The organism is Vibrio sp. JPW-9-11-11 (assembly GCF_013369335.1).
GTDB lineage: Bacteria > Pseudomonadota > Gammaproteobacteria > Enterobacterales > Vibrionaceae > Vibrio.
In genome coordinates, this window is sequence record NZ_SZQJ01000002.1 from 63,691 (window position 1) to 87,919 (window position 24,229).

38 protein-coding genes are annotated in these 24,229 nt (G+C 46.6%); 36 read left to right on the forward strand and 2 right to left on the reverse strand.

All coding sequences use genetic code 11. From position 1 onward, the window contains the following. The first annotated feature begins 12 nt into the window (after positions 1-12). The 35 genes from FCU94_RS01210 (at position 13) to rplQ (ending at position 21,853) form a co-directional block, all read left to right on the forward strand. Positions 13-207: a YheV family putative zinc ribbon protein gene (locus FCU94_RS01210; protein ID WP_176286763.1), complete on the forward strand. Its 195-nt coding sequence runs from the start codon at positions 13-15 to the stop codon at positions 205-207. Positions 208-299: 92 nt separating this feature from the next. Next, positions 300-881, forward strand: coding sequence for a peptidylprolyl isomerase (gene slyD / locus FCU94_RS01215; RefSeq protein ID WP_176286764.1), 582 nt, complete (start codon positions 300-302; stop codon positions 879-881). A gap of 102 nt (positions 882-983) precedes the next feature. Beyond that, positions 984-1,925: an isoaspartyl peptidase/L-asparaginase family protein gene (locus tag FCU94_RS01220; RefSeq protein WP_176286765.1), complete on the forward strand. Its 942-nt coding sequence runs from the start codon at positions 984-986 to the stop codon at positions 1,923-1,925. Between the two features lie 137 nt (positions 1,926-2,062). Continuing rightward, entirely contained in the window at positions 2,063-3,379 is a 1,317-nt protein-coding gene (locus FCU94_RS01225) for an adenylosuccinate synthase (protein ID WP_176286766.1), read from the forward strand. A 273-nt stretch (positions 3,380-3,652) separates the two neighbouring features. Next, complete coding sequence (gene motX / locus FCU94_RS01230) at positions 3,653-4,291, forward strand: flagellar protein MotX (protein ID WP_176286767.1); 639 nt, start codon at positions 3,653-3,655, stop codon at positions 4,289-4,291. 201 nt (positions 4,292-4,492) lie between these two features. Further along, positions 4,493-6,943: a ribonuclease R gene (gene rnr, locus FCU94_RS01235; RefSeq protein WP_176286768.1), complete on the forward strand. Its 2,451-nt coding sequence runs from the start codon at positions 4,493-4,495 to the stop codon at positions 6,941-6,943. A gap of 26 nt (positions 6,944-6,969) precedes the next feature. Then, positions 6,970-7,707 carry a 23S rRNA (guanosine(2251)-2'-O)-methyltransferase RlmB gene (gene rlmB / locus FCU94_RS01240; RefSeq protein WP_176286769.1) on the forward strand — a complete coding sequence of 246 codons (738 nt, stop codon included), beginning with the start codon at positions 6,970-6,972 and terminating at the stop codon, positions 7,705-7,707. A gap of 482 nt (positions 7,708-8,189) precedes the next feature. Beyond that, complete coding sequence (rpsJ, locus tag FCU94_RS01245; protein ID WP_004410492.1) at positions 8,190-8,501, forward strand: 30S ribosomal protein S10; 312 nt, start codon at positions 8,190-8,192, stop codon at positions 8,499-8,501. A gap of 14 nt (positions 8,502-8,515) precedes the next feature. Continuing rightward, a complete protein-coding gene (rplC, locus tag FCU94_RS01250; protein ID WP_176286770.1) occupies positions 8,516-9,145 on the forward strand; it encodes a 50S ribosomal protein L3 in 630 nt (209 codons plus the stop codon). Positions 9,146-9,162: 17 nt separating this feature from the next. Then, positions 9,163-9,765: a 50S ribosomal protein L4 gene (gene rplD / locus FCU94_RS01255; protein ID WP_138972778.1), complete on the forward strand. Its 603-nt coding sequence runs from the start codon at positions 9,163-9,165 to the stop codon at positions 9,763-9,765. Continuing rightward, positions 9,762-10,064: a 50S ribosomal protein L23 gene (rplW, locus tag FCU94_RS01260; RefSeq protein WP_176286771.1), complete on the forward strand. Its 303-nt coding sequence runs from the start codon at positions 9,762-9,764 to the stop codon at positions 10,062-10,064. Before rplD ends, rplW begins: the two co-directional genes overlap by 4 nt. A gap of 16 nt (positions 10,065-10,080) precedes the next feature. After that, positions 10,081-10,905, forward strand: coding sequence for a 50S ribosomal protein L2 (rplB, locus tag FCU94_RS01265; RefSeq protein ID WP_138972779.1), 825 nt, complete (start codon positions 10,081-10,083; stop codon positions 10,903-10,905). Positions 10,906-10,926: 21 nt separating this feature from the next. Next, a complete protein-coding gene (gene rpsS / locus FCU94_RS01270; RefSeq protein ID WP_004745876.1) occupies positions 10,927-11,205 on the forward strand; it encodes a 30S ribosomal protein S19 in 279 nt (92 codons plus the stop codon). A gap of 10 nt (positions 11,206-11,215) precedes the next feature. Then, the gene (rplV, locus tag FCU94_RS01275) at positions 11,216-11,548 is read left to right on the forward strand and encodes a 50S ribosomal protein L22 (protein ID WP_004745877.1); all 333 of its coding nucleotides are present in this window, start codon (positions 11,216-11,218) and stop codon (positions 11,546-11,548) included. 19 nt (positions 11,549-11,567) lie between these two features. Continuing rightward, positions 11,568-12,266: a 30S ribosomal protein S3 gene (gene rpsC, locus FCU94_RS01280; protein WP_005471060.1), complete on the forward strand. Its 699-nt coding sequence runs from the start codon at positions 11,568-11,570 to the stop codon at positions 12,264-12,266. An 11-nt stretch (positions 12,267-12,277) separates the two neighbouring features. Continuing rightward, complete coding sequence (gene rplP / locus FCU94_RS01285; RefSeq protein ID WP_004410459.1) at positions 12,278-12,688, forward strand: 50S ribosomal protein L16; 411 nt, start codon at positions 12,278-12,280, stop codon at positions 12,686-12,688. Beyond that, entirely contained in the window at positions 12,688-12,879 is a 192-nt protein-coding gene (gene rpmC / locus FCU94_RS01290; protein ID WP_004410456.1) for a 50S ribosomal protein L29, read from the forward strand. The genes rplP and rpmC overlap by 1 nt, the downstream gene beginning before the upstream one ends. Beyond that, positions 12,879-13,133 (forward strand): 30S ribosomal protein S17, encoded by a 255-nt coding sequence (gene rpsQ, locus FCU94_RS01295; RefSeq protein ID WP_176286772.1) that lies wholly within the window; start codon positions 12,879-12,881, stop codon positions 13,131-13,133. The genes rpmC and rpsQ overlap by 1 nt, the downstream gene beginning before the upstream one ends. A 166-nt stretch (positions 13,134-13,299) precedes the next feature. Further along, positions 13,300-13,671, forward strand: coding sequence for a 50S ribosomal protein L14 (gene rplN, locus FCU94_RS01300; protein ID WP_004745883.1), 372 nt, complete (start codon positions 13,300-13,302; stop codon positions 13,669-13,671). A 13-nt stretch (positions 13,672-13,684) separates the two neighbouring features. Then, a complete protein-coding gene (gene rplX, locus FCU94_RS01305) occupies positions 13,685-14,002 on the forward strand; it encodes a 50S ribosomal protein L24 (protein WP_004410445.1) in 318 nt (105 codons plus the stop codon). 23 nt (positions 14,003-14,025) lie between these two features. Next, positions 14,026-14,565, forward strand: a complete 540-nt coding sequence (gene rplE, locus FCU94_RS01310; protein ID WP_004745887.1) for a 50S ribosomal protein L5 — start codon at positions 14,026-14,028, stop codon at positions 14,563-14,565. Positions 14,566-14,582: 17 nt separating this feature from the next. Continuing rightward, the gene (gene rpsN, locus FCU94_RS01315) at positions 14,583-14,888 is read left to right on the forward strand and encodes a 30S ribosomal protein S14 (protein ID WP_093278401.1); all 306 of its coding nucleotides are present in this window, start codon (positions 14,583-14,585) and stop codon (positions 14,886-14,888) included. 29 nt (positions 14,889-14,917) lie between these two features. Continuing rightward, positions 14,918-15,310: a 30S ribosomal protein S8 gene (rpsH, locus tag FCU94_RS01320; protein ID WP_176286773.1), complete on the forward strand. Its 393-nt coding sequence runs from the start codon at positions 14,918-14,920 to the stop codon at positions 15,308-15,310. A 12-nt stretch (positions 15,311-15,322) separates the two neighbouring features. Beyond that, a complete protein-coding gene (rplF, locus tag FCU94_RS01325) occupies positions 15,323-15,856 on the forward strand; it encodes a 50S ribosomal protein L6 (protein WP_006878392.1) in 534 nt (177 codons plus the stop codon). A gap of 9 nt (positions 15,857-15,865) precedes the next feature. Next, a complete protein-coding gene (gene rplR / locus FCU94_RS01330; RefSeq protein WP_176286774.1) occupies positions 15,866-16,219 on the forward strand; it encodes a 50S ribosomal protein L18 in 354 nt (117 codons plus the stop codon). A 14-nt stretch (positions 16,220-16,233) separates the two neighbouring features. Next, positions 16,234-16,737, forward strand: a complete 504-nt coding sequence (gene rpsE, locus FCU94_RS01335) for a 30S ribosomal protein S5 (RefSeq protein WP_004745894.1) — start codon at positions 16,234-16,236, stop codon at positions 16,735-16,737. A gap of 7 nt (positions 16,738-16,744) precedes the next feature. Then, on the forward strand, positions 16,745-16,921 hold the full coding sequence (gene rpmD, locus FCU94_RS01340; protein ID WP_000201159.1) for a 50S ribosomal protein L30: 177 nt from the start codon (positions 16,745-16,747) through the stop codon (positions 16,919-16,921). A gap of 5 nt (positions 16,922-16,926) precedes the next feature. Next, on the forward strand, positions 16,927-17,361 hold the full coding sequence (rplO, locus tag FCU94_RS01345) for a 50S ribosomal protein L15 (RefSeq protein WP_004410426.1): 435 nt from the start codon (positions 16,927-16,929) through the stop codon (positions 17,359-17,361). 20 nt (positions 17,362-17,381) lie between these two features. Continuing rightward, positions 17,382-18,716: a preprotein translocase subunit SecY gene (gene secY / locus FCU94_RS01350; RefSeq protein WP_176286775.1), complete on the forward strand. Its 1,335-nt coding sequence runs from the start codon at positions 17,382-17,384 to the stop codon at positions 18,714-18,716. A 39-nt stretch (positions 18,717-18,755) separates the two neighbouring features. Then, a complete protein-coding gene (gene rpmJ, locus FCU94_RS01355; protein WP_000868186.1) occupies positions 18,756-18,869 on the forward strand; it encodes a 50S ribosomal protein L36 in 114 nt (37 codons plus the stop codon). 147 nt (positions 18,870-19,016) lie between these two features. Beyond that, positions 19,017-19,373 carry a 30S ribosomal protein S13 gene (rpsM, locus tag FCU94_RS01360; protein WP_005383154.1) on the forward strand — a complete coding sequence of 119 codons (357 nt, stop codon included), beginning with the start codon at positions 19,017-19,019 and terminating at the stop codon, positions 19,371-19,373. An 18-nt stretch (positions 19,374-19,391) separates the two neighbouring features. After that, positions 19,392-19,781: a 30S ribosomal protein S11 gene (gene rpsK, locus FCU94_RS01365; RefSeq protein ID WP_001118870.1), complete on the forward strand. Its 390-nt coding sequence runs from the start codon at positions 19,392-19,394 to the stop codon at positions 19,779-19,781. Positions 19,782-19,808: 27 nt separating this feature from the next. Continuing rightward, entirely contained in the window at positions 19,809-20,429 is a 621-nt protein-coding gene (gene rpsD, locus FCU94_RS01370; RefSeq protein WP_006963204.1) for a 30S ribosomal protein S4, read from the forward strand. A gap of 24 nt (positions 20,430-20,453) precedes the next feature. After that, positions 20,454-21,446, forward strand: coding sequence for a DNA-directed RNA polymerase subunit alpha (locus FCU94_RS01375; RefSeq protein ID WP_004410407.1), 993 nt, complete (start codon positions 20,454-20,456; stop codon positions 21,444-21,446). A 26-nt stretch (positions 21,447-21,472) separates the two neighbouring features. Then, the gene (gene rplQ / locus FCU94_RS01380; RefSeq protein WP_004410405.1) at positions 21,473-21,853 is read left to right on the forward strand and encodes a 50S ribosomal protein L17; all 381 of its coding nucleotides are present in this window, start codon (positions 21,473-21,475) and stop codon (positions 21,851-21,853) included. A 119-nt stretch (positions 21,854-21,972) separates the two neighbouring features. Here rplQ and FCU94_RS01385 read toward each other — a convergent pair whose 3' ends face one another. Next, on the reverse strand, positions 21,973-22,593 hold the full coding sequence (locus tag FCU94_RS01385; protein WP_176286776.1) for an FKBP-type peptidyl-prolyl cis-trans isomerase: 621 nt from the start codon (positions 22,591-22,593) through the stop codon (positions 21,973-21,975). A 232-nt stretch (positions 22,594-22,825) separates the two neighbouring features. On the opposite strand from FCU94_RS01385, the gene FCU94_RS01390 reads away from it, so the two are divergent. Further along, a complete protein-coding gene (locus FCU94_RS01390; RefSeq protein ID WP_176286777.1) occupies positions 22,826-23,398 on the forward strand; it encodes a LysM-like peptidoglycan-binding domain-containing protein in 573 nt (190 codons plus the stop codon). Here FCU94_RS01390 and FCU94_RS01395 read toward each other — a convergent pair. Beyond that, a complete protein-coding gene (locus tag FCU94_RS01395; protein ID WP_176286794.1) occupies positions 23,344-24,228 on the reverse strand; it encodes a DMT family transporter in 885 nt (294 codons plus the stop codon). The two genes, FCU94_RS01390 and FCU94_RS01395, sit on opposite strands and share 55 nt — an antisense overlap. Position 24,229 lies beyond the last annotated feature (1 nt).

Consider the following 24,229-nt stretch of genomic DNA (forward strand, 5'->3'; position numbering starts at 1 on the left):
CTGAGAAGTCACATGAAAAAAAGATTTATTGCTGGCGCCGCTTGCCCAAAATGCGGTGTGCAAGATACCTTACGCTGGTGGATTGAGAACAATATCGAACTGGTTGAGTGTGTTGAATGTGGTCATCACGATCAACGTAAACCTCAAACTGTCGAAAAAAGTGAACACAGCAGCCAAGAGATGATTGGGATTTTTAAACCCGATTGATTGTGTTTCTATAAATCATCCCCATAATAGGCGGAGTCGTAAATTTGCAGACCAGAGTGACACTCCGGTCTTTTATCCTCCTTGGAGTTAATATGAAAATCGAAAAGAACGTAGTTGTCAGCCTGGCCTACCAAGTTAAACTCGAAGATGGTGTCGTTGTTGATCAATCTACAGCGGAAGCGCCATTAGATTATCTACATGGCAACAACAACCTCATTACGGGTCTTGAAACGGCACTTGAAGGTAAGGAAGCGGGCGCTAAGTTCTCTGTTACCGTTTCTCCAGAAGAAGCTTACGGTGACCACAACGACGCACTAGTACAACGCGTTCCTGCAGACGTTTTCCAAGGTGTTGACCAAATCGAAGTTGGTATGCGTTTCCTAGCGGATACTGACCAGGGCCCAATCCCTGTTGAAGTCACCGAAGTGGATGGTGACGAAGTAGTGGTTGATGGTAACCACATGCTAGCGGGTCAAACTTTGACGTTTGATGTTGAAGTTGTCGCTCTGCGCGAAGCAACAGCAGAAGAGATCGAACACGGTCATGTACACCAAGCTGGTGGCTGTGGTCACGACCATGACCACGAAGGTGGCTGTTGTGGTGGCGAAGGTCATGATCACGGTGAAGAGAAAAAAGATGGCTGCTGCGGTGGCGGTAGCTGCGGTTCTCACTAATCTTTAGTCTCAAAAACTGATAGTTAAAGGCGCTGCTCGCTATACGAGTCGCGCCTTTTTTGTTATTAGTTGGACCCTTGCCTTAAATCGGAGCGTGCCCCAATGACCCAACCTTTTGCGATTGCTATTCATGGTGGAGCTGGAACTATTTTGCGTCAGCAGATGAGTAAAGAGCTGAAAGCATCCATCTTACATGATCTGGAGCAATCGGTGCGTAGTGGTCATCAGGTTTTGGCGCAAGGTGGCGATGCGTTAGATGCCGTTGTCGCGGCGGTGAAAGTGTTGGAAGATTCACCCAATTTCAATGCCGGAAAAGGCTCTGTTCTCACCAATAAAGAGATGGTTGAAATGGACGCCTCAGTGATGCATGGAAGAGAACTCAATGCGGGAGCCATTGCGGGCGTTCGTCATATTAAAAACCCGATAGAGCTGGCTCGAGATGTGATGAATAACAGTGATCACGTATTGCTGATCGGCGAAGGGGCAGAGGAGTTTGCCTTTGCTAACGGGTACGCCTTTACCGAGCAAGACTACTTCTTCACTGAGCGCCGCTATGAGCAGTTACAATCGATGAAAGAGAAAGGCTTGTTTGCTCTGTCAGAGTCGAAATATCCTGATGATAAAAAATACGGCACGGTCGGCGCGGTTGCACTAGACCAAAATGGAAATTTGGCCGCCGCAACCAGTACCGGAGGAGTGACCAATAAAAAGTATGGTCGTGTAGGCGATTCCTCGATTATTGGCGCGGGAACCTTTGCTGAAAATGGTAATGTGGCGGTCTCGACAACCGGCATGGGGGAGTTCTTCATTCGCAAAACCGTGGCCGGGGATGTGGCCGCACGTATGCGCTATTTAAATCAAGATGTGCATACCGCCAGCGACGCTGTCATCCAAGGTGAGCTTAAGCAGATGGGAGGCGAGGGCGGTTTGATTGCCATCGATGCCCAGGGTGATATTCACTTTGCGATGAACAGCTCCGGCATGTATCGCGCTGCGATCGATATTGATGGTCAACTTAGTGTAAAAATCTACGCAGAAGAATAATTGTAGAAAAAATGAGCGCGTTATTATGCTAGGTCAATGATTTAGCATTGAGTAGTGTGACCGTGCTTAAAAAATGACTGCACTGAGTGTGATTCAGTGCTAGAATCCATTTTTAACTAGCAATCAGAACTGGAAAGATGGGAAATAACGTAGTCGTTCTAGGCACCCAATGGGGTGACGAAGGTAAAGGTAAAATTGTTGACCTTTTAACTGAAGATGCAAAGTACGTGGTTCGCTACCAAGGCGGTCACAACGCTGGTCACACTCTAGTCATTGACGGTGAAAAAACCGTTCTTCATTTAATTCCATCAGGTATCCTGCGCGATAACATCAAATGTATTATCGGCAACGGTGTAGTACTTTCACCTGAAGCTCTAATCAAAGAAATGAAGCCTCTTGAAGAGCGCGGTATCCCAGTACGTGAGCGTCTTTTCATTTCTGAAGCTTGTCCTCTTATTCTTCCTTACCATATCGCAATGGACCAAGCGCGCGAAATCGCTCGTGGCAACAAAGCGATTGGTACTACCGGTCGCGGTATCGGTCCAGCATACGAAGATAAAGTGGCTCGTCGCGGTCTACGCGTCGGTGACTTATTCGATATGGACACGTTCGCTGAGAAGCTTAAAGAAGTCATGGAGTTCCATAACTTCCAATTAGTCAACTTCTACAAAGCAGAACCAGTCAGCTACGATGAAGTACTTGAGCAAGCGAAAGGCTATGCTGAGCTGCTTACCTCTATGGTGATTGACGTTACTGATGAGCTAGACGCTGCTCGTAAACGTGGCGACAAAATCATGTTTGAAGGTGCACAAGGCACACTTCTGGACATCGATCACGGTACCTACCCGTACGTAACTTCTTCTAATACGACCGCTGGTGGTGTTGCTGCAGGCTCTGGTTTCGGCCCTCGTCATATCGGTTACATTCTAGGTATCGCTAAAGCATACTGTACACGTGTTGGTTCGGGTCCTTTCCCAACAGAACTTTATGACGGCCAAGACAAGCAAGATCCAATTGGTAAACACTTAGGTACGGTTGGCCACGAGTTTGGTGCAACAACAGGTCGCCTACGTCGTACAGGTTGGTTTGATGCAGTGGCGATGCGTCGCGCAATTCAAATCAACTCAATCTCTGGCTTCTGTCTGACTAAGTTAGATGTGCTTGATGGCCTCGAAGAGCTAAAAATTTGTACTGGCTACAAAATGAAAGATGGCTCTATTCTTGAAGTGTCGCCAATGGCTGCAGAAGCCTTTGAAGAAGCGACGCCAATCTATGAAACTATGCCGGGCTGGTCTGAAAATACTTTCGGTGCTAAGTCATTAGATGCCCTACCGAAAGCGGCGCTAGACTACATCAAGCGTATTGAAGAGTTGACCGGTGTGCCAGTCGATATTATCTCGACAGGCCCAGACCGTAATGAAACTATCATCAAGGTTCATCCATTTGAGTCTTAATGACTGATAGTTAACCATAATCTGAAAACCAGTGCTTAGGCACTGGTTTTTTTATGGTCATTTTTCTTGAAATCTCATGTTGTTATGGCAACAATTTGCCATGTGGCGGCAATTTTGATTAAAGAGTTAGCAGCGATTGCCGATACTAGTATCAAGCTTGCCGCTTTTGTGGCAAATCAGGATACGACTCACTACTGGTCGAGAGATTGACGTGTCAAACTCATATTACGATAGGTAACGAGCGTTCTTTAGTCGAAGTTAAGAGTGCAGAACATGAAGCTAAGACAATTAGCTGCTTCGATGGTGCTGGCATTGAGTGCCTCAGTGGTGCAGGCAAACACCTTGTCTGAAATTGGTGAGCCTGTACCCATATATACCGAAGCCGAACTAATTAAACTGATAAACAACAATCAACACCTTGAACAAGTAAAAGCCGATAATTGTCAGTTGGTCGAAGATATTGTTGCCCGAGCTACCCGTATTAGCTTGCCCGCTTACGAGTTTTTGTATGGCGATATGCTCGCTTGGGGTGTGTGTGTTGATCAAGATGTAGAGCTGGGTCTCTACTACATGGAAAACGCCGCTCATCAGGGCTTACCTGCTGCGTTGGAGCAAATTGGTCGTTACTATTCACGCGGTACTTTGGTGCAGCAAGATAAAGAACGAGCGATCCCTTACCTGCGTGAGGCGGCCGCGATGGGGAACCTCAACGCTCGTATTCACCTTGCGGAGCTACTGCTGCGCGATTACGGCAGTCCACTCGACTATGAAGATGCCTACCGTTGGTTGTACAACTCTGTCACCGCAGATCAACGAACGCACAAACGTATTAGTGTTTTGCGTCAAGGGCTTGAACGACGTATGCCACAAAACATTATCGCCCGAGCGAAAAAACGCGATACATTCTGGTAAAAAGTAGGCCGACTGCACTCCGGCTACTATGACTGAGACTTCCAATGCCCAGCGATTTGCTGGGCATTAATGTTTCTGCATAGCGAGTGCTAAGTTATGAAAAAGACGGTGAAAATTTACGAATTTGTTTCGACTTACCTGTAGCTTACTCAGTGAGTCAGATATACTAGAATTAAATTCCTTCCTATAGTAGGCGTGCCTATGTCAGACAATACCCATAATGACCCATTTGCAGCTCGTGAATCGGAAAATTATGACAATCCGATCCCTAGCCGTGAGTTTATTTTAGAGTTCCTCAGTCAAGCTGGCGTTCCCATGAACCGAAATGACTTATTTGAGGCACTTAAACTTGAGGGAGAAGATCAGTACGAGGGTTTACGTCGCCGTTTACGCGCTATGGAGCGCGATGGCCAATTGGTGTTTACTCGTCGTCAATGTTACGCCTTGCCTGAAAAACTCGAAATGATTAAAGGGTATGTCATTGGTCATAAAGATGGTCATGGCTGGGTGCGTCCTGAAGGTAGCGTAGGCAAAGATAACGATATTGTGTTGCCACACCACCAGATGAAAAACATCATCCATGGTGATTACGTATTAGTACAACCGACAGACAACTCAAAACGCGGCCGTAAGGAAGGACGATTGGTTCGTGTACTTGAAGAGCGTCAAAGTCAAATTGTTGGTCGTTTCTTTATGGAATATGGCTACTCTTATGTCGTACCTGATGATTCACGTATTCATCAAGATATTTTGATTCCCAATGAGTTACGTGCAGGTGCACGCATGGGCAACGTGGTGGTGATTGAGATCACCGACCGTGGTTCACGCTCCCGTGGCATGATGGGTAAAGTGATTGAAGTACTTGGCGAGAATATGGCGCCGGGTATGGAGACACAAATTGCGATTCGTACTCACCAAATCCCACACGATTGGCCAGTTGAGGTTGAGAAGCAGATTGAAAACCTTGGCGAAGAAGTGCCAGAAGAAGCCAAAGTGGGCCGAGTTGATCTGCGTGAACTGCCATTAGTCACTATTGATGGAGAAGACGCTCGAGACTTCGACGATGCGGTCTATTGTGAAGCGAAAAAAGGCGGCGGCTGGCGCTTATGGGTGGCGATTGCGGACGTGAGCTATTATGTTCGTCCCGATTCCGCTTTAGATAAAGAAGCCATTAATCGCGGTAACTCGGTCTATTTCCCATCACAAGTGGTGCCGATGCTGCCTGAAGTGTTGTCCAATGGCTTGTGCTCGCTCAACCCACAAGTAGACCGTTTATGCATGGTGTGTGAAATGACCATCTCGGAAACGGGTAAGCTTTCGGGTTATAAACATTATGAAGCGGTGATGAACTCGCATGCGCGTCTGACTTACAACAAAGTTCACGACATCCTTGAAGGTGATGAAGAGTTGCGTACTCGCTATGAGCCGCTCGTTCCTCATCTTGAAGAGCTGCACAAAATGTATAAGGTGCTTAAGCATGCACGTGATCAGCGTGGGGCCATTGAATTTGAAACGGTCGAGACTAAGTTCATCTTTAACGCTGAGCGCAAGATTGACAGTATCGAACCTGTTATCCGCAATGACGCACACAAGTTGATTGAAGAGTGTATGATTCTTGCGAATATTGCCTCCGCGTCTTTGGTCGAAAAAGCTAAAGAGCCAGCGCTGTATCGTATCCACGAATCGCCCGGTGAACTTCGCCTACAAGGGTTCCGAGATTTCCTCGGTGAGCTCGGCTTGCACTTAAATGGTGGCCTAGAACCGTCACCTACCGACTACGCTGATCTAGTTAAGCAAATCGGAGAGCGCGCAGATAAAGAGCTGATTCAAACTATGTTACTGCGCTCGATGAAGCAAGCGGTGTACAACGCAGATAATTGTGGACACTTTGGTTTGGCGCTTAAGCGCTACGCCCACTTTACGTCACCGATCCGTCGTTACCCAGACTTGCTATTGCACCGTGCGATCAAATACCTCATCGCAAAAGAGAATGGCACGCTCAAAGATCGCTGGACACCAACCGGTGGCTACCATTACTCATTCGACGATATGGATGTTTACGGTGAGCAGTGTTCGATGACTGAGCGCCGAGCTGATGATGCCACACGAGAGGTGTCTGATTGGCTTAAGTGTGAATATATGCAAGACCACGTTGGCGAAGAGCTCGATGGGGTAATCGCGAATGTCACAGGGTTTGGCTTCTTTGTTCGCTTGAGCGACCTTCATATCGACGGGTTAGTGCATATCTCGGCCCTGGCAAATGACTACTATCAATTTGATCCGATTGGTCAGAGGCTTATTGGTGAAAGCTTTGGCGCAATCTACCGCTTGGGCGACGCGGTTAAAGTCAAAGTGCTCTCGGTGAACTTGGATGATCGCCAAATTGACTTTGAATTAGTCGAAACAAGCCGTAAGCTACGCGGCGAAGGGAAAACGGCTAAGAAGCGAGCTGCGGAAGCTAAGCGAAAAGCCAAAGAGAAAAAACGCGCAGCCACTAAAGGTGGGCGTAAAGCCAGCCCGGAAGTGGAGCCGACTAAGCGACCGGACCGCGATGAAAGCAAAGCAGGCAAGAAGCCAAAAGTCACTAAGGCACGTAAGAAGAAGCCGGGTGCTAAGCCAAAGAAAACCAAACGCGCTAAGAAAGATGCGTAATAAAGAGTTAACCAACAGGTTTGTAAATGAGTAACGAATTTATCTACGGCATTCACGCTGTGAAAGCCGTCCTTGAGCGCGAACCAGAGCGCTTTATCGAAGCGTTTGTCTTGAAGGGGCGTCAAGATGACCGTTTGATGCCGATTCTAAACGAGCTTCAAACGTGCGGCGTCTCGATTCAGCAGATGACGCGAAAAACCTTAGATGACAAAGCACGTGGTGCCAATCACCAAGGGATTATGGCGCGAGTTAAGCCCGCCAAACAGCTGAACGAAAATGATCTTGATGATATTTTAGCGAAGCATGAGTCGCCACTGTTGTTGGTTCTAGATGGCGTAACCGACCCGCATAACTTAGGTGCGTGTCTACGTAACGCCGATGCAGCAGGGGTTGCGGCGGTTATCGTACCGAAAGATAAGTCAGCCAATATTAATGCAACGGTAAGTAAAGTTGCTTGCGGCGCGGCAGAAACCGTGCCATTGGTTCGCGTGACTAATCTTGCGCGTACTATGCGTGCGCTACAAGAACAAGGGGTCTGGTTTGTTGGTACGGCGGGTGAAGCCACTCACGACATTTACCAAGCGAAGTTGACCGGTCCACTGGCTATCGTGATGGGCGCGGAAGGGGATGGGATGCGCCGCCTGACTCGCGAAACTTGCGACGATTTAATCAAGATCCCTATGGCGGGTAGTGTATCGAGTCTCAATGTATCAGTTGCTTCAGGTGTCTGTCTGTTTGAAGCGGTGCGTCAACGTCTCGCATAGTTAACTGACAACCTGATTAATAAGCGCAGACTATCTGTTTAGGCTGCGCTTTTTTGTCTTCGATTCGAGCTTGCAAGTGTTCATACTCTAGCGGTACCGCTAGACTCTCGTCCTCCGCTCCCTCCCATCGCGTTTAATTTTCAAACAGTGCTTGCATGTGAAACTGTGATCTGTATAATGCAGCCCACTGGTTAAGCCAGTTGTGAACCAATGAGCAGCGAGGAGCTGACTTATCTATTTGATTTGTCAGGTAATGTAAACTCAGCTTATGTTCGCAGTTAATACAATTAGCTATCTTTTCTTCGGAAAAACTATCCTCAGAGGTGACTCTGGTATATAGGGGTAGTTAATCGAAAATTAACTGACAATGCGTCCTAATCTTGGATGCTACGGTTTCACATAAATCAATCGGCATTCTCTCGTCTTGACGAGTTTGAGTGGCGATATTGTTTGTGTAATTTTTAATATTGGAGCTCTGTCTCATGCAGAACCAACGTATCCGTATCCGCCTAAAAGCTTTCGATTACAAACTAATCGACGCTTCTACCGCGGAAATCGTTGAAACAGCTAAGCGCACTGGCGCACAGGTTCGTGGTCCAATCCCACTACCTACTCGTAAAGAGCGTTTCACAGTTCTTATCTCTCCACACGTTAACAAGAAAGCACGTGACCAGTACGAAATCCGTACTCACAAGCGTCTAATCGACATCGTTGAGCCAACAGACAAAACTGTTGATGCTCTAATGCGTCTAGACCTTGCTGCGGGCGTTGACGTTCAAATTAGCCTAGGTTAAGGGAGATTAGAAGAATGATTGGTCTAATCGGTCGTAAAGTGGGCATGACCCGCGTATTTACTGAAGAAGGCGTTTCTATCCCAGTAACTGTTGTTGAGGTTGAAGCTAACCGTGTATCTCAAGTGAAAACTCTTGATACAGATGGCTACGCAGCAATCCAGGTTACTACTGGTGCTAAGAAAGCTAACCGCGTAACTAAACCAGAAGCAGGTCACTTTGCGAAAGCAGGTGTTGAAGCTGGTCGTGGTCTTTGGGAATTCCGTTTGGAAAACGGTGAAGAGTTTGAAGTTGGTGCTGAACTAACTGTTGAACTATTCAACGAAACTAAGAAAGTAGACGTTACTGGTACTTCTAAAGGTAAAGGTTTCCAAGGCGCTGTTAAGCGTTGGAACTTCCGCACTCAAGATGCTACTCACGGTAACTCATTGTCTCACCGTGCTCCTGGTTCTATCGGTCAATGTCAGACTCCAGGTCGCGTATTTAAAGGCAAGAAAATGGCAGGTCACATGGGTGCTGAGCGTGTAACGACTCAAAACCTAGAGATCGTACGTGTTGACGCTGAGCGCAACCTGCTTCTTATCAAAGGTGCAGTCCCAGGCGCAACTGGCGGCAACGTGATCGTTAAACCAGCTGTTAAAGCATAACGTCTCAGGAGTAAGTAATGGAACTAATGGTTAAAGGTGCTGATGCACTAACTGTTTCCGAAACTACTTTCGGACGTGAGTTTAACGAAGCTCTTGTACACCAAGTAGTTGTTGCATATGCAGCAGGTGCTCGTCAAGGTACACGTGCTCAGAAAACACGTTCTGAAGTATCTGGCGGTGGCGCGAAGCCATGGCGTCAAAAAGGTACTGGTCGCGCACGCGCTGGTACAATTCGTAGCCCAATCTGGCGTACAGGTGGTGTTACTTTTGCTGCGAAACCACAAGATCACAGCCAAAAAGTAAACAAAAAAATGTACCGTGGTGCTATGAAGAGCATTCTTTCTGAGCTTGTTCGTCAAGAGCGTCTAATCGTTGTTGATAACTTCTCAGTAGAAGCACCAAAAACTAAAGAGCTAGTGGCTAAGCTTAAAGAGCTTGAGCTAACTGACGCTCTGATCGTGACTAGCGAAGTAGATGAGAATCTATTCCTAGCGGCTCGTAACCTATACAAAGTTGACGCACGTGACGTAGCTGGTATCGATCCAGTTTCTCTAATCGCGTTCGACAAAGTTGTAATGACTGCTGACGCAGTTAAACAAGTTGAGGAGATGCTAGCATGATTTCAGAAGAGCGTATCCTAAAAGTTCTACGTGCACCGCACATCTCTGAAAAAGCAACTATGGCAGCTGAGAAAGCGAACACTATCGTTTTCAAAGTAGCGAAAGATGCTACTAAAAAAGAGATCAAAGCAGCTGTAGAAAAGCTATTTGAAGTTGAAGTTAAGTCTGTAAATACTCTTATCAATAAGGGTAAGACCAAACGTCAAGGTCTACGCCAAGGTCGCCGCAGCGACGTTAAGAAAGCGTACGTTACCTTGAAAGAAGGTCAAGATCTTGACTTCGTTGGCGGCGCGGAATAACAGGAGTAGTTGAGAAATGGCTATTGTTAAATGTAAGCCGACTTCCCCTGGTCGTCGTCACGTTGTTAAAGTTGTTAACGCTGACCTACACAAGGGCAAGCCATACGCACCTCTTCTAGAGAAAAACTCTAAGAACGGTGGTCGTAACAACAACGGTCGTATCACAGTACGTCACATCGGCGGTGGTCACAAGCACCACTACCGTGTAATTGACTTCAAACGTACTAAAGACGGTATCCCAGCGAAAGTTGAGCGTCTAGAATACGATCCAAACCGTAGCGCTAACATCGCTCTAGTTCTGTACGCAGACGGTGAGCGTCGTTACATCCTAGCACCTAAAGGTGTTCAAGCTGGTGATGCTATCCAGTCTGGTGTTGATGCACCAATCAAAGCTGGTAACACGCTTCCAATGCGTAACATCCCAGTAGGTTCAACTGTACATAACGTTGAACTTAAACCTGGTAAAGGTGGTCAGCTAGCTCGTTCGGCTGGTGCATATGCTCAAATCGTTGCTCGCGACGGTGCATACGTAACTATCCGTCTACGTTCTGGCGAAATGCGCAAAGTACTTTCTGAAGGCCGTGCAACAATCGGTGAAGTTGGTAACTCTGAGCACATGCTACGTGAACTTGGTAAAGCTGGTGCTAACCGCTGGCGCGGTGTTCGTCCTACCGTTCGCGGTGTGGTAATGAACCCAGTAGACCACCCACACGGTGGTGGTGAAGGTCGTACTTCTGGTGGCCGTCACCCAGTTTCACCATGGGGTCAGCCAACTAAAGGCTTCAAGACTCGTAAGAACAAACGCACTGACAAGTACATCGTACGTCGTCGTAACAAGTAATCTATATAAAGAGGAATCGCCATGCCACGTTCTCTCAAGAAAGGTCCATTTATTGACCTACACTTGCTGAAGAAGGTAGAGAAAGCGGTGGAAAGCGGAGACAAGAAGCCTATTAAGACTTGGTCCCGTCGTTCAATGATCATCCCTACGATGATCGGTTTGACCATCGCTGTCCATAATGGTCGTCAGCACGTACCAGTATTTGTAACCGAAGAAATGATCGGTCACAAACTGGGTGAATTCGCACCAACACGTACTTACCGCGGCCATGTCGTGGATAAGAAAGCTAAGAAGCGTTAAGGAGTAGATGATGGAAGCACTAGCTAAACATAACTTTGCTCGCATTTCGCCTCAGAAAGCTCGCTTAGTTGCGGACCAAATTCGTGGTAAATCTGTAGACCAAGCTCTAGAAATCTTGACGTTCAGCAACAAAAAAGCTGCTGATCTTATCAAGAAAGTTCTTGAGTCAGCTATCGCTAACGCGGAGCACAATGAAGGCGCAGATATTGACGATCTAAATGTCGCAAAAATCTTCGTAGATGAAGGCCCGATCATGAAGCGTATTATGCCTCGTGCTAAAGGTCGTGCGGATCGTATCTTGAAGCGTTCAAGCCACATCACTGTTGTTGTAGCAGATCGCTAAGAGACTAGGAGAGTAAGCAATGGGTCAAAAAGTACATCCTAATGGTATTCGTCTAGGCATCGTTAAGCCTTGGAATGCTACATGGTTTGCTAACACCAAAGATTTCGCTGACAACCTAGACGGCGACTTCAAGGTACGTCAGTTCCTTACAAGTGAACTGAAAAAAGCATCACTTTCACGCATCGTTATCGAGCGTCCTGCTAAGAGCATCCGTGTGACTATCCACACTGCTCGTCCAGGCGTAGTAATCGGTAAGAAAGGTGAAGACGTAGAAAAACTACGCGCAGCTGTAGCTAAAATCGCAGGTGTACCAGCGCAAATTAACATCGCTGAAGTACGTAAGCCTGAGCTAGATGCACAGCTTGTAGGTGATAGCATCGCGTCTCAGCTAGAGCGTCGTGTTATGTTCCGTCGTGCTATGAAGCGCGCGGTACAAAACGCTATGCGTCTAGGCGCTAAAGGTATCAAAGTAGAAGTAAGTGGTCGTCTAGGCGGCGCTGAAATTGCACGTTCAGAGTGGTACCGTGAAGGCCGTGTGCCTCTACACACTCTACGTGCTGACATTGATTACGCAACTTCTTCGGCTCACACTCAATACGGTGTGATCGGCATTAAAGTTTGGATCTTCAAAGGTGAGATTCTAGGCGGTATGCCAGCAGCTAACGCTGTAGAGCCTAAAGGCGACAAGCCTAAGAAGCAGCGTAAAGGCCGTAAGTAAGGAGTCGACAGATGCTACAACCTAAACGTACTAAGTTCCGTAAGGTTCAGACAGGTCGTAACCGTGGTCTAGCTAAAGGTACTGATGTAAGCTTCGGCGAATTCGGTCTTAAAGCTACTGGCCGTGGTCGTCTAACTGCTCGTCAAATCGAAGCGGCACGTCGTGCAATGACACGTCACGTTAAGCGTCAAGGTAAAATCTGGATCCGTGTGTTCCCAGACAAGCCTATCACAGAAAAACCACTTGAAGTTCGTCAGGGTAAGGGTAAAGGTAACGTTGAGTACTGGGTAGCCCAAATCCAACCTGGTAAGGTGATGTACGAAATGGGTGGTGTACCTGAAGAATTGGCTCGTGAAGCGTTCCGCCTAGCGGCTCGCAAACTGCCATTCAAAACTACATTTGTAACTAAGCAGGTGATGTGATGAAAGCACAAGATCTACGCGAGAAAAGCGTTGAAGAGCTTAACGCTGAGCTATTGAATTTGCTACGTGAACAGTTCAACTTGCGCATGCAAGCTGCGACTGGTCAACTACAGCAAACTCATACTCTGAAAGCTGTACGCCGTGATATCGCACGTGTGAAAACTGTTTTGACTGAGAAGGCAGGCGCATAATGAGCGAAGTAAAACGTACTCAACAAGGTCGTGTTGTAAGCGACAAGGCTGATAAGTCTATCACTGTTGCTATCGAACGTTTCGTAAAACACCCAATTTACGGTAAGTTCGTAAAACGCACGACAAAAGTACACGCACATGACGAAAACAACGAGTGTGGCCTAGGCGACACAGTTGAAATCGCAGAGTGTCGTCCACTGTCTAAGACTAAGTCTTGGACTTTGGTAAAAGTTCTAGAAAAAGCGAAAGGCTAATCCCTTAGCTAATTCTATGAAATAAAACGGCTCCAAAATTATTTTGGGGCCGTTTATTTTTTGACTACCCAATCACAAAAAAGGGTGGTACAATTCGCGTCCCTTTTAAAGAGGCAGCCCGACCCGAGAGGGTCTAGTTTTTTTTATATTTAGCGGAGCACTAACAATGATCCAAATGCAAAGTACACTTGACGCAGCTGATAACTCAGGCGCGCGCAAGGTAATGTGTATTAAGGTCCTGGGTGGCTCACACCGCCGTTATGCACATATCGGTGACGTCATCAAAGTTACTGTTAAGGAAGCAATTCCTCGCGGTAAAGTTAAGAAAGGTGACGTTCTGAAGGCGGTTGTTGTGCGCACTCGCAAAGGCGTTCGTCGTCCAGACGGTTCTGTCATTCGCTTCGACCGTAATGCTTGTGTATTGCTTAACGACAATACTGAGCAACCTATCGGTACACGTATCTTTGGCCCTGTGACGCGTGAACTTCGTGGCGATAAGTTCATGAAGATCGTTTCACTGGCTCCAGAAGTTCTGTAAGGAGCACGAAGAAATGGCAGCTAAAATCCGTCGTAATGACGAAGTAATCGTTCTTGCTGGTAAAGACAAAGGCAAGAAAGGTAAAGTAACTAAGGTTCTAGCAACTGGTAAAGTTATCGTTGAAGGTATCAACCTAGTTAAGAAGCATCAGAAACCTGTTCCAGCTATGGGTATCCAAGGCGGTATCGTAGAGCAAGAAGCAGCAATCGACGTTTCTAACGTGGCGATTTTCAACGCAGCTACTGGTAAAGCTGACCGTATCGGTTTCCGTTTCGAAGATGGTAAGAAAGTACGTTTCTTTAAATCTAACAACGAAATCGTTTCTAACTAATAGAAGTAATTTGGAGTTCTACTATGGCGAAACTGCATGATTACTACAAGTCGTCTGTAGTCGCTGAACTGACCAAACAGTTTAGCTACACAAGCGTCATGCAAGTCCCTAGAATCGAGAAAATCACCCTAAACATGGGTGTTGGTGAAGCAATCAACGATAAGAAACTGCTAGAAAACGCAGCAGCTGATATGGCAACGATCTCTGGTCAAAAGCCACTAATCACTAAAGCGCGTAAATCTGTTGCTGGTTTCAAAATCCGCGAAGGCTACCCTATCGGTTGTAAAGTAACCTTGCGTGGCGAACGTATGTGGGATTTTCTTGAGCGTTTAATTAACATCGCTCTTCCACGTGTACGTGACTTCCGTGGCGTTAGCGCTAAGTCTTTTGACGGACGCGGTAACTACAGCATGGGCGTTCGCGAGCAAATCATCTTCCCGGAAATCGACTTTGATAAAGTTGATCGAGTACGCGGTCTAGACATCACTATTACGACGTCTGCTGGTACTGATGAGGAAGGCCGAGCTCTGCTGGCTGCCTTTAACTTCCCATTCCGTAAGTAAGGTGAAGGGTTACTGTTATGGCTAAAAATTCAATGAAAGCACGTGAAGCAAAACGTGCGAAGCTTGTAGCTAAGTTCGCTGAAAAGCGCGCGGCTCTTAAAGCTACTATCAGCGATGTAAACGCATCTGAAGAAGATCGTTGGAATGCAGTGCTTAAACTGCAAACACTTCCACGTGATTCAAGTGCATCACGTCAGCGCAACCGTTGTAACCAAACTGGTCGTCCACACGGTTACCTACGTAAGTTCGGTCTAAGCCGTATTAAAGTTCGCGAAGCTTGCATGAAAGGCGAGATTCCTGGACTTCGTAAGGCTAGCTGGTAATTGCCACTTAATCATTTGGAGTAAATCATATGAGCATGCAAGATCCGATTTCGGATATGCTGACCCGCATTCGTAACGGTCAAGCAGCAGACAAAGTCTCTGTAAAAATGCCTTCTTCAAAGCTTAAAGTTGCAATTGCTGCACTACTAAAAGCTGAAGGTTACATCGTTGACTTCGCTGTAGAAGGCGAAGCAAAACCTGAGCTAGAAGTTACTCTTAAGTACTTCCAAGCTAAACCAGTAATTGAGCAACTAAAACGTGTTTCTCGTCCAGGTCTACGTGTTTACAAGAAGAAAGATCAACTTCCTTCTGTAATGGGTGGTCTTGGTGTTGCTATCGTTTCAACTTCCAAGGGTCTTATGTCAGACCGTGCTGCACGTAAAGCAGGTCTTGGTGGTGAAATCATCTGCTACGTAGCGTAATAGGAGTAGAATATGTCTCGTGTTGCAAAAGCACCTGTCGCTATTCCAGCTGGCGTAGAGGTGAAACTAAACGGCCAAGAAATCACTGTAAAAGGTGCTAAAGGCGAACTATCTCGCGTTCTTAACGACGCAGTAGTTGTAGCTCAGGAAGAAAACAATCTTACTTTCGGTCCACGTGAAGGTGTTGTAAACGCATGGGCACAAGCAGGTACTGCTCGCGCTCTAGTAAACAACATGGTTGTTGGTGTTACTGAAGGCTTTACTAAGAAGCTAACCCTTAAGGGTGTTGGTTACCGTGCTGCTATCAAAGGCAACGCTGTAGGTCTAACTCTAGGCTTCTCTCACCCAGTTGAGCACGAGTTGCCAGCGGGTATTAAAGCTGAATGTCCAAGCCAAACTGAAATCGTGATCACTGGTTGTGACAAGCAACTTGTTGGTCAGGTTGCGGCTGACATTCGTTCTTACCGTGAGCCTGAGCCTTACAAAGGTAAAGGTGTTCGTTACGCAGATGAAAATGTGCGTACTAAAGAAGCTAAGAAGAAGTAAGGTAACACTATGGATAAGAAAGCATCTCGCATCCGTCGTGCTACACGTGCACGTCGTAAGATTGCAGAACTGGGTGCAACTCGCCTAGTAGTACACCGTACTCCTCGTCACGTGTACGCTCAGGTTATTGCAGCTAATGGCTCTGAGGTTATCGCAGCAGCTTCTACTGTAGAAAAAGCGATCCGTGAGCAAGTTAAGAACACTGGTAACGTTGATGCAGCTAAAGCAGTAGGTAAAGCTATTGCAGAGCGCGCGCTTGAAAAAGGCGTTGACGCAGTTGCATTTGATCGTTCTGGTTTCCAATACCACGGTCGAGTGGCGGCGCTAGCAGAATCTGCTCGCGAAGCTGGTCTGAAATTCTAAGGTAGGGTTGGAAGATGGCTAAAGAACAACAAGTTCAAGCGAATGATTTGCAAGAAAAGCTAATCGCCGTTAACCGCGTTTCTAAAACGGTTAAAGGTGGTCGAATCATGAGCTTCACTGCACTAACAGTAGTTGGTGACGGTAACGGTCGTGTAGGTTTCGGTTACGGCAAAGCCCGTGAAGTACCTGCTGCGATCCAGAAAGCAATGGAAAAAGCACGTCGTAACATGACTACGATCGCGCTAAACGAAGGTACTCTTCACCACCCGGTGAAAGGTCGCCATTCGGGCTCTAAAGTTTACATGCAGCCTGCTGCAGAAGGTACTGGTGTTATCGCAGGTGGTGCGATGCGTGCAGTACTAGAAGTTGCTGGTGTACACAACGTACTATCTAAAGCATACGGTTCTACGAACCCTATCAACATCGTTCGTGCAACGATCGATGCACTAGGTAGCATGAAGTCACCAGAAATGGTTGCTGCTAAACGTGGTCTAACTGTTGAATCTATTTCGGAGTAAGAACACCATGGCAACTATTAAAGTAACTCAAACTAAAAGCTCAATTGGTCGCCTGCCTAAGCACAAAGCTACTTTGCGCGGTCTAGGCCTTCGTAAAATCAACCACACAGTAGAACTTGAAGATACTCCGTGCGTTCGCGGTATGATCAACAAGGTTTACTACATGGTTAAAGTTGAGGAGTAATCAGAATGCGTTTGAATACTCTATCACCAGCAGCTGGTGCTAAAACTACCGCTAAGCGTGTAGGTCGTGGTATCGGTTCTGGCCTAGGTAAAACTGGTGGCCGTGGCCACAAAGGTCAAAAGTCACGTTCTGGCGGCAGTGTTCGTCCAGGTTTCGAAGGCGGTCAGATGCCTCTGAAACAACGTCTACCAAAATTCGGCTTCACTTCTCGTAAGAGCCTAGTGTCTGCTGAAGTTCGTCTAGCTGAGCTAGCGAAAGTAACTGGTGACGTAGTAGATCTAAACAGCCTTAAAGCTGCTAACGTTATCACTAAGAACATCGAATTCGTAAAAGTTGTTCTATCTGGTGAAATCAACAAAGCAGTGACTGTAAAAGGTCTACGTGTGACTAAAGGCGCTAAAGCTGCAATCGAAGCTGCAGGCGGTAAAATCGAGGAATAATCTCGAGGAACGAGGTACAGATGGCTAAGAAACCAGGACAAGATTTTCGTAGTGCTCAGAGCGGCTTAAGTGAGCTAAAGTCGCGCTTATTATTCGTAATTGGTGCACTTTTAGTATTCCGAGCAGGCTCTTTCGTGCCGATTCCTGGTATTGACGCTGCTGTACTTGCCGATTTGTTCGAACAGCAAAAAGGTACCATCGTAGAAATGTTTAACATGTTCTCCGGTGGTGCTCTTGAGCGTGCATCTATATTAGCGTTGGGCATCATGCCGTATATTTCGGCATCGATTGTTGTCCAACTGCTAACTGTAGTTCATCCAGCGTTAGCTGAACTCAAAAAAGAGGGTGAAGCAGGCCGTCGTAAGATCAGCCAATATACACGCTACGGCACGCTTGTACTTGCAACATTCCAAGCTATAGGTATTGCAACAGGCCTACCAAGCATGGTCGACAATCTGGTTGTTATCAACCAAACCATGTTTACGCTAATTGCTACCGTAAGTTTAGTAACCGGCACCATGTTCCTAATGTGGTTAGGTGAACAGATTACAGAGCGCGGAATTGGTAACGGTATTTCGATACTGATTTTTGCAGGTATTGTTGCTGGGTTGCCTTCGGCAATCGGTCAAACAATCGAGCAAGCGCGTCAAGGTGAATTGCATGTACTTCTTCTGCTGTTGATTGCTGTACTTGCTTTCGCAGTTATTTATTTCGTTGTTTTCATGGAGCGTGGTCAACGTCGTATCGTTGTCAACTACGCGAAGCGTCAACAAGGTCGTAAAGTTTTTGCTGCACAAAGCACTCACTTGCCACTTAAGATTAATATGGCAGGTGTTATTCCAGCAATCTTCGCATCAAGCATTATCCTGTTCCCTGGAACACTGGCTCAGTGGTTTGGTCAGAATGGTGAGAGCAGCACGTTCGGTTGGTTAACTGACGTGTCTTTGGCTCTTAGCCCTGGTCAACCTTTGTATGTAATGCTTTATGCAGCAGCGATTATTTTCTTCTGTTTCTTTTACACGGCGTTGGTTTTCAACCCGCGTGAAACAGCAGATAACTTGAAGAAGTCCGGTGCATTCGTACCCGGCATCCGCCCAGGTGAGCAGACAGCTAAGTATATTGATAAAGTAATGACGCGTTTAACCCTCGCCGGTGCGCTTTACATTACCTTTATCTGTCTGATTCCAGAGTTCATGATGGTCGCGTGGAACGTACGTTTCTACTTCGGCGGTACGTCACTACTCATCGTAGTGGTCGTTATCATGGACTTTATGGCACAGGTACAGACTCATCTGATGTCTCAACAGTATGATTCTGTGTTGAAGAAGGCAAATCTGAAAGGGTACGGCCGTTAATCCGGCGGTATTCTCAGATTTCATTTACGGAGTTTAGCAATGAAAGTTCGTGCTTCCGTTAAAAAAATCTGCCGTAACTGTAAAGTTATCAAGCGCAACGGTGTTGTTCGCGTGATTTGCAGTGAGCCAAAGCACAAGCAGCGCCAAGGCTAATAAGCAGAAATTTTTACTTGATATATAAGGTAGTGTCGAGTATATTCCTCGGCCTACCTTTTGCGTGCAAAAGAAGTAGTATTCCGCAGCGTATCCGAAACGGGCTTTGCTGCGGCTAATTCTTTTATGAAACACTAGGAGTGAATAATGGCCCGTATTGCAGGCATTAACATTCCTGATCAAAAACATGCTGTAATCGCACTAACTGCGATCTACGGCATCGGTAAGACTCGCTCTCAAGCTATCCTAGCTGAAGTGGGTATTGCTGAAAATGTTAAGATCAGTGAACTAACTGAAGAGCAGATCGATCAACTGCGTGATGGTGTAGCTAAATACACTGTAGAAGGTGATCTACGTCGTGAAGTATCTATGAACATCAAGCGTCTTATGGACCTTGGTTGTTACCGTGGTCTTCGTCATCGTCGCAGTCTACCACTACGTGGACAGCGTACTAAAACCAATGCTCGCACCCGTAAGGGTCCGCGTAAGCCGATCAAGAAATAATCGGGAAGGTAGAGTACAATGGCTAAACAACCAACTCGCGCTCGTAAGCGCGTACGCAAGCAAGTTGCAGATGGCGTAGCGCACATCCATGCATCTTTCAATAACACAATCGTAACCATCACAGACCGTCAAGGCAACGCTCTAGCTTGGGCTACAGCAGGTGGTTCAGGTTTCCGTGGCTCTCGTAAGTCTACTCCGTTCGCTGCACAGGTTGCTGCTGAGCGTTGTGCTGAAATGGCTAAAGAGTACGGTCTAAAGAACTTGGAAGTTATGGTTAAGGGTCCAGGTCCAGGTCGTGAATCTACTGTTCGCGCACTGAACGCTGCTGGTTTCCGTATCACGAACATCGTTGATGCGACTCCAATCCCTCATAACGGTTGTCGTCCACCTAAGAAACGTCGCGTATAACGTTTTTTAGAATACTGGAGAAAGATCATGGCAAGATATTTGGGTCCTAAGCTGAAGCTTAGCCGTCGCGAAGGTACTGACTTATTCCTTAAGTCTGGTGTACGCGCGATCGATACCAAGTGTAAAATTGATAACGCACCAGGTGTACACGGCGCTCGTCGCGGTCGTCTATCTGAGTATGGCGTTCAGCTTCGTGAGAAGCAAAAAGTTCGTCGTATGTACGGCGTTCTAGAAAAACAATTCCGTAACTACTACAAAGAAGCTGCACGTCTTAAAGGCAACACAGGTGAGAACCTACTTCAGCTTCTTGAAGGTCGTCTTGATAACGTAGTTTACCGCATGGGCTTTGGTGCGACTCGCGCAGAAGCACGTCAGCTAGTTAGCCACAAAGCTATCCTAGTTAACGGTAAAGTTGTAAACGTTCCTTCTTTCAAAGTTGCGGCAAATGACGTTGTTTCTATCCGCGAGAAAGCTAAACAGCAATCTCGTATCAAAGCTGCTCTAGAAGTTGCTGAACAACGTGAAAAACCAACTTGGATTGAAGTAGATGGTGGTAAGATGGAAGGTACGTTCAAGCGTTTGCCTGAGCGTTCAGATCTATCTGCTGACATCAACGAACAATTGATCGTCGAGCTTTACTCTAAGTAAGGTTTAAACTAAAGAGAGGACACAATGCAGGGTTCTGTAACAGAATTTCTTAAGCCACGTCTTGTTGACATCGAACAAGTTAGCACGACTCACGCAAAAGTAACTCTTGAGCCATTAGAGCGTGGTTTTGGCCATACTCTTGGTAATGCACTTCGCCGTATTCTTCTATCTTCTATGCCAGGTTGTGCTGTAACAGAAGTAGAAATTGAAGGCGTACTTCATGAGTACAGTACTAAAGAAGGTGTTCAAGAAGACATTCTTGAAATCCTACTTAACCTTAAAGGTTTGGCTGTACGTGTTGCCGAAGGCAAAGATGAAGTGTTCATTACTTTGAACAAATCAGGCTCGGGCCCTGTGGTTGCAGGTGACATCACCCATGATGGTGATGTAGAGATCGCTAACCCTGAACACGTTATTTGTCACCTTACTGATGACAACGCTGAGATCGCAATGCGTATCAAAGTTGAACGTGGTCGTGGTTATGTTCCAGCTTCGGCTCGTATCCATACTGAAGAAGATGAGCGTCCAATTGGTCGCCTACTGGTTGACGCTACGTACAGCCCAGTAGACAAAATTGCTTATTCTGTTGAAGCCGCTCGTGTAGAGCAGCGTACAGATTTAGACAAGCTTGTTATCGACATGGAAACGAACGGTACTCTAGACCCTGAGGAAGCAATCCGTCGCGCAGCTACTATCCTAGCTGAGCAATTGGATGCGTTCGTAGATCTACGTGATGTACGTGTACCTGAGGAGAAGGAAGAGAAGCCAGAATTCGATCCGATCCTACTGCGTCCTGTAGACGATCTTGAACTAACAGTTCGCTCTGCTAACTGTTTGAAAGCAGAAGCGATTCACTACATCGGTGATCTTGTACAGCGTACTGAGGTTGAGCTACTTAAAACGCCTAACCTGGGTAAAAAGTCTCTTACAGAGATCAAAGACGTACTTGCATCACGTGGTCTTTCTCTTGGCATGCGCCTAGAGAACTGGCCACCAGCGTCTATCGCTGAAGATTAATCGATAATAGTTAGAAGGATTAGGTCATGCGCCATCGTAAGAGTGGTCGTCAACTCAACCGCAACAGCTCACATCGTAAAGCGATGTTTAGCAACATGGCTAGCTCTCTAGTACGTCATGAAGTTATCAAGACTACACTGCCAAAAGCAAAAGAGCTACGTCGCGTAGTTGAGCCTTTGATTACACTAGCTAAGACTGACAGCGTTGCTAACCGTCGTCTAGCATTTGCACGTACTCGTGACAACGAAGTAGTTGCAAAACTATTTAACGAACTAGGTCCACGTTTTGCTGCTCGTCAGGGCGGTTACACTCGTATCCTAAAAGCTGGTTTCCGTACTGGTGATAAAGCTCCAATGGCTTACATTGAGCTTGTAGATCGCCCAGCTGCTGAAGAAGCTGCTGAGTAATCAGGTTCGTATGAACGGAAAAGCCGAGCATTAGCTCGGCTTTTTTGTGTCTGGAGCACTGAATATAAAAACGGCGACCCAATGGTCGCCGTTATACATTACTTAGATTTCGCTAGAAATTAAAGAATGTCTAGAAGCTCAACTTCGAACACTAGTGCAGCAAATGGAGGGATAGCCGCGCCAGCGCCACGTTCACCGTATGCGAGATCTTGTGGAATGTAGAGTTTCCATTTAGAACCTACAGGCATTAGTTGAAGTGCTTCAACCCAGCCTTTGATCACGCCAGTTACTGGGAACTCAGCAGGTTGACCGCGAGAAACAGAGCTGTCGAAAACCGTACCGTCAGTTAGTTCACCGTGGTAGTGAACACGAACTTGCTTGTCAGAAGTTGGGATCTCACCTGTACCTTCAGTAATGACTTCGTACTGTAGACCAGATTCAAGAACGGTTACTTCCGAACGTAGAGCGTTATCTTTTAGGAATGCTTCACCGTCCGCAGCGGCAATTTTTGCTGCTTCTTGACGTGCTGATTCCATACGAGTGTGCAGCTCTTGTAGAGCGGTATTGATCTCGTCGATTTCGATAGCTGGTTGCTCACCAACTAACGCGGTTGCAATACCTGCAGCGATAGCGTCAACGTTAAGACCTTCTAGACCTGAACCTGCTAGTTGCTGGCCCATTTGTAGACCGATACCGTAGCTCGCTTTTTGCTCTACAGTGTCAAATTTTACTTCAGACATGGTGTCTCTCTTTTTATGGTGTATAAAGTGCCCAAGGATACCAGTTATGAGTTCATGATGAAATGGCTCGGGTAGATTCCTCTTGTCTTGTCCACGATGAGAGCGGTCTCTCTTTTTGACCAGTTTTAGGCTATTTTTGACTGAGCGATTACCAACATTCGACAAAATTCCTATACTGATAGCCGCTTGGTTTTTATACTTAATAACGTTAGCCATTTGGAGATGAATTGCGATGAATCGCAGAAAGAAAAAGAGACAGCAACAAGTGGACTATGTTGAATTAGTCACAACAAAACTCAGCTCGATAGACTGGTCTAACCCAACGCATAGAGTCAGAGCGCAGTGGCATACATTACCGAAACTCCATCAGCGCGCGTTAATGGTCTTGGCACCACTTCTACTTTTGCTATTGATTCTGCCCGCGCCGAATGCTGAGGTGGTCAAGGAGACTTCTGAGCCGCAAGTCAATGAACGCGTCGCCGTCGACATCAATACTCGAAGTTTGAGCGAGCAGAAAAGTGTCGCGCAGCAAGTCCCGGCTTCAGACATTTGGAAAGAGTATCAAGTTAAGAGTGGTGACACCTTAGCAAAAGTATTTCGTAGTAATGGTTTGGCTATGGCTGATTTGAACGCTTTAGTTAAAGTAGAAGGGGCAGACAAGCCTCTAAGTCAAATTAAACAAGGACAATTGGTTCGCTTCAAACTGGACGAAAATGGTCAGTTAGACATTCTTCAATTGGAAAAAAGTAATCAATCTGTGATGTTCTTTCGGCTTTCTGATGGTGGTTTTGGCCGCAGCAAATAGCGCAGCCGTTGCCACGGTATTAGCGGAATAACTATCATGACAATCCCTAGTGCCGTTATCCAATCTGGTATTTCGTTAAATCCCACCACTCCCAATATGACCACAAAGATTAATCCAGAATTTTCGGCAATGGCAATATTGCCGGCAGGAGCACGTCGATAGGCAATTACGGCTAAGCCATTGTAGAGTAGGATCAAGCTCGCACTGGCTAGAATTAGCAGTAAGTTGGTAAGAGTGATCGGAGCCCAGTAGAGCCAAGCCAGCAGAGCAGATATCGGCATGGATAACAACGATGTCCAAAACAGTGTCGTGATAACATTTTGTTCGCTCGGAAGCTGACGAGCACTGAGATTGAAAAGTGCGAGAGTAAAGGTGGTGCCGAGAGCGAATATAGCCGCCCAGTGAAACTCTGACGGACGTAAAACAACCAGTACACCAGCAAAGCCAAATATCGAAGCGACCCAACGTGAGAGAGACGTTTTCTCATTGAGCAGCAGTACAGCCAAAGGCAGCATCAACAAGGGCGCGGCATAGAATACTGCGTTGGCTGTGGCTAAGGTTAGGTGGGTTATTGCTACCATCATACAACCACTGCCGATAACAATCAGGTGGGCTCGAAAGAGGTTGAGTTTGGGGCTTCTCAAACGTCTTGCATCGGGTGTTTGAGCTAGCCACAGAGGCAAGATCACCAGCGTAGAAATCAATTGACGTAAAAAGACATATTGAAAAGTAGAGACTTGCCCATCTAGCAATTTAACTGCGCCATCGGATAGCGAAGCGGCGAGGTTACCTATAATCAACAGCAAGATAGCGCTGTATGTCGCCGAAATT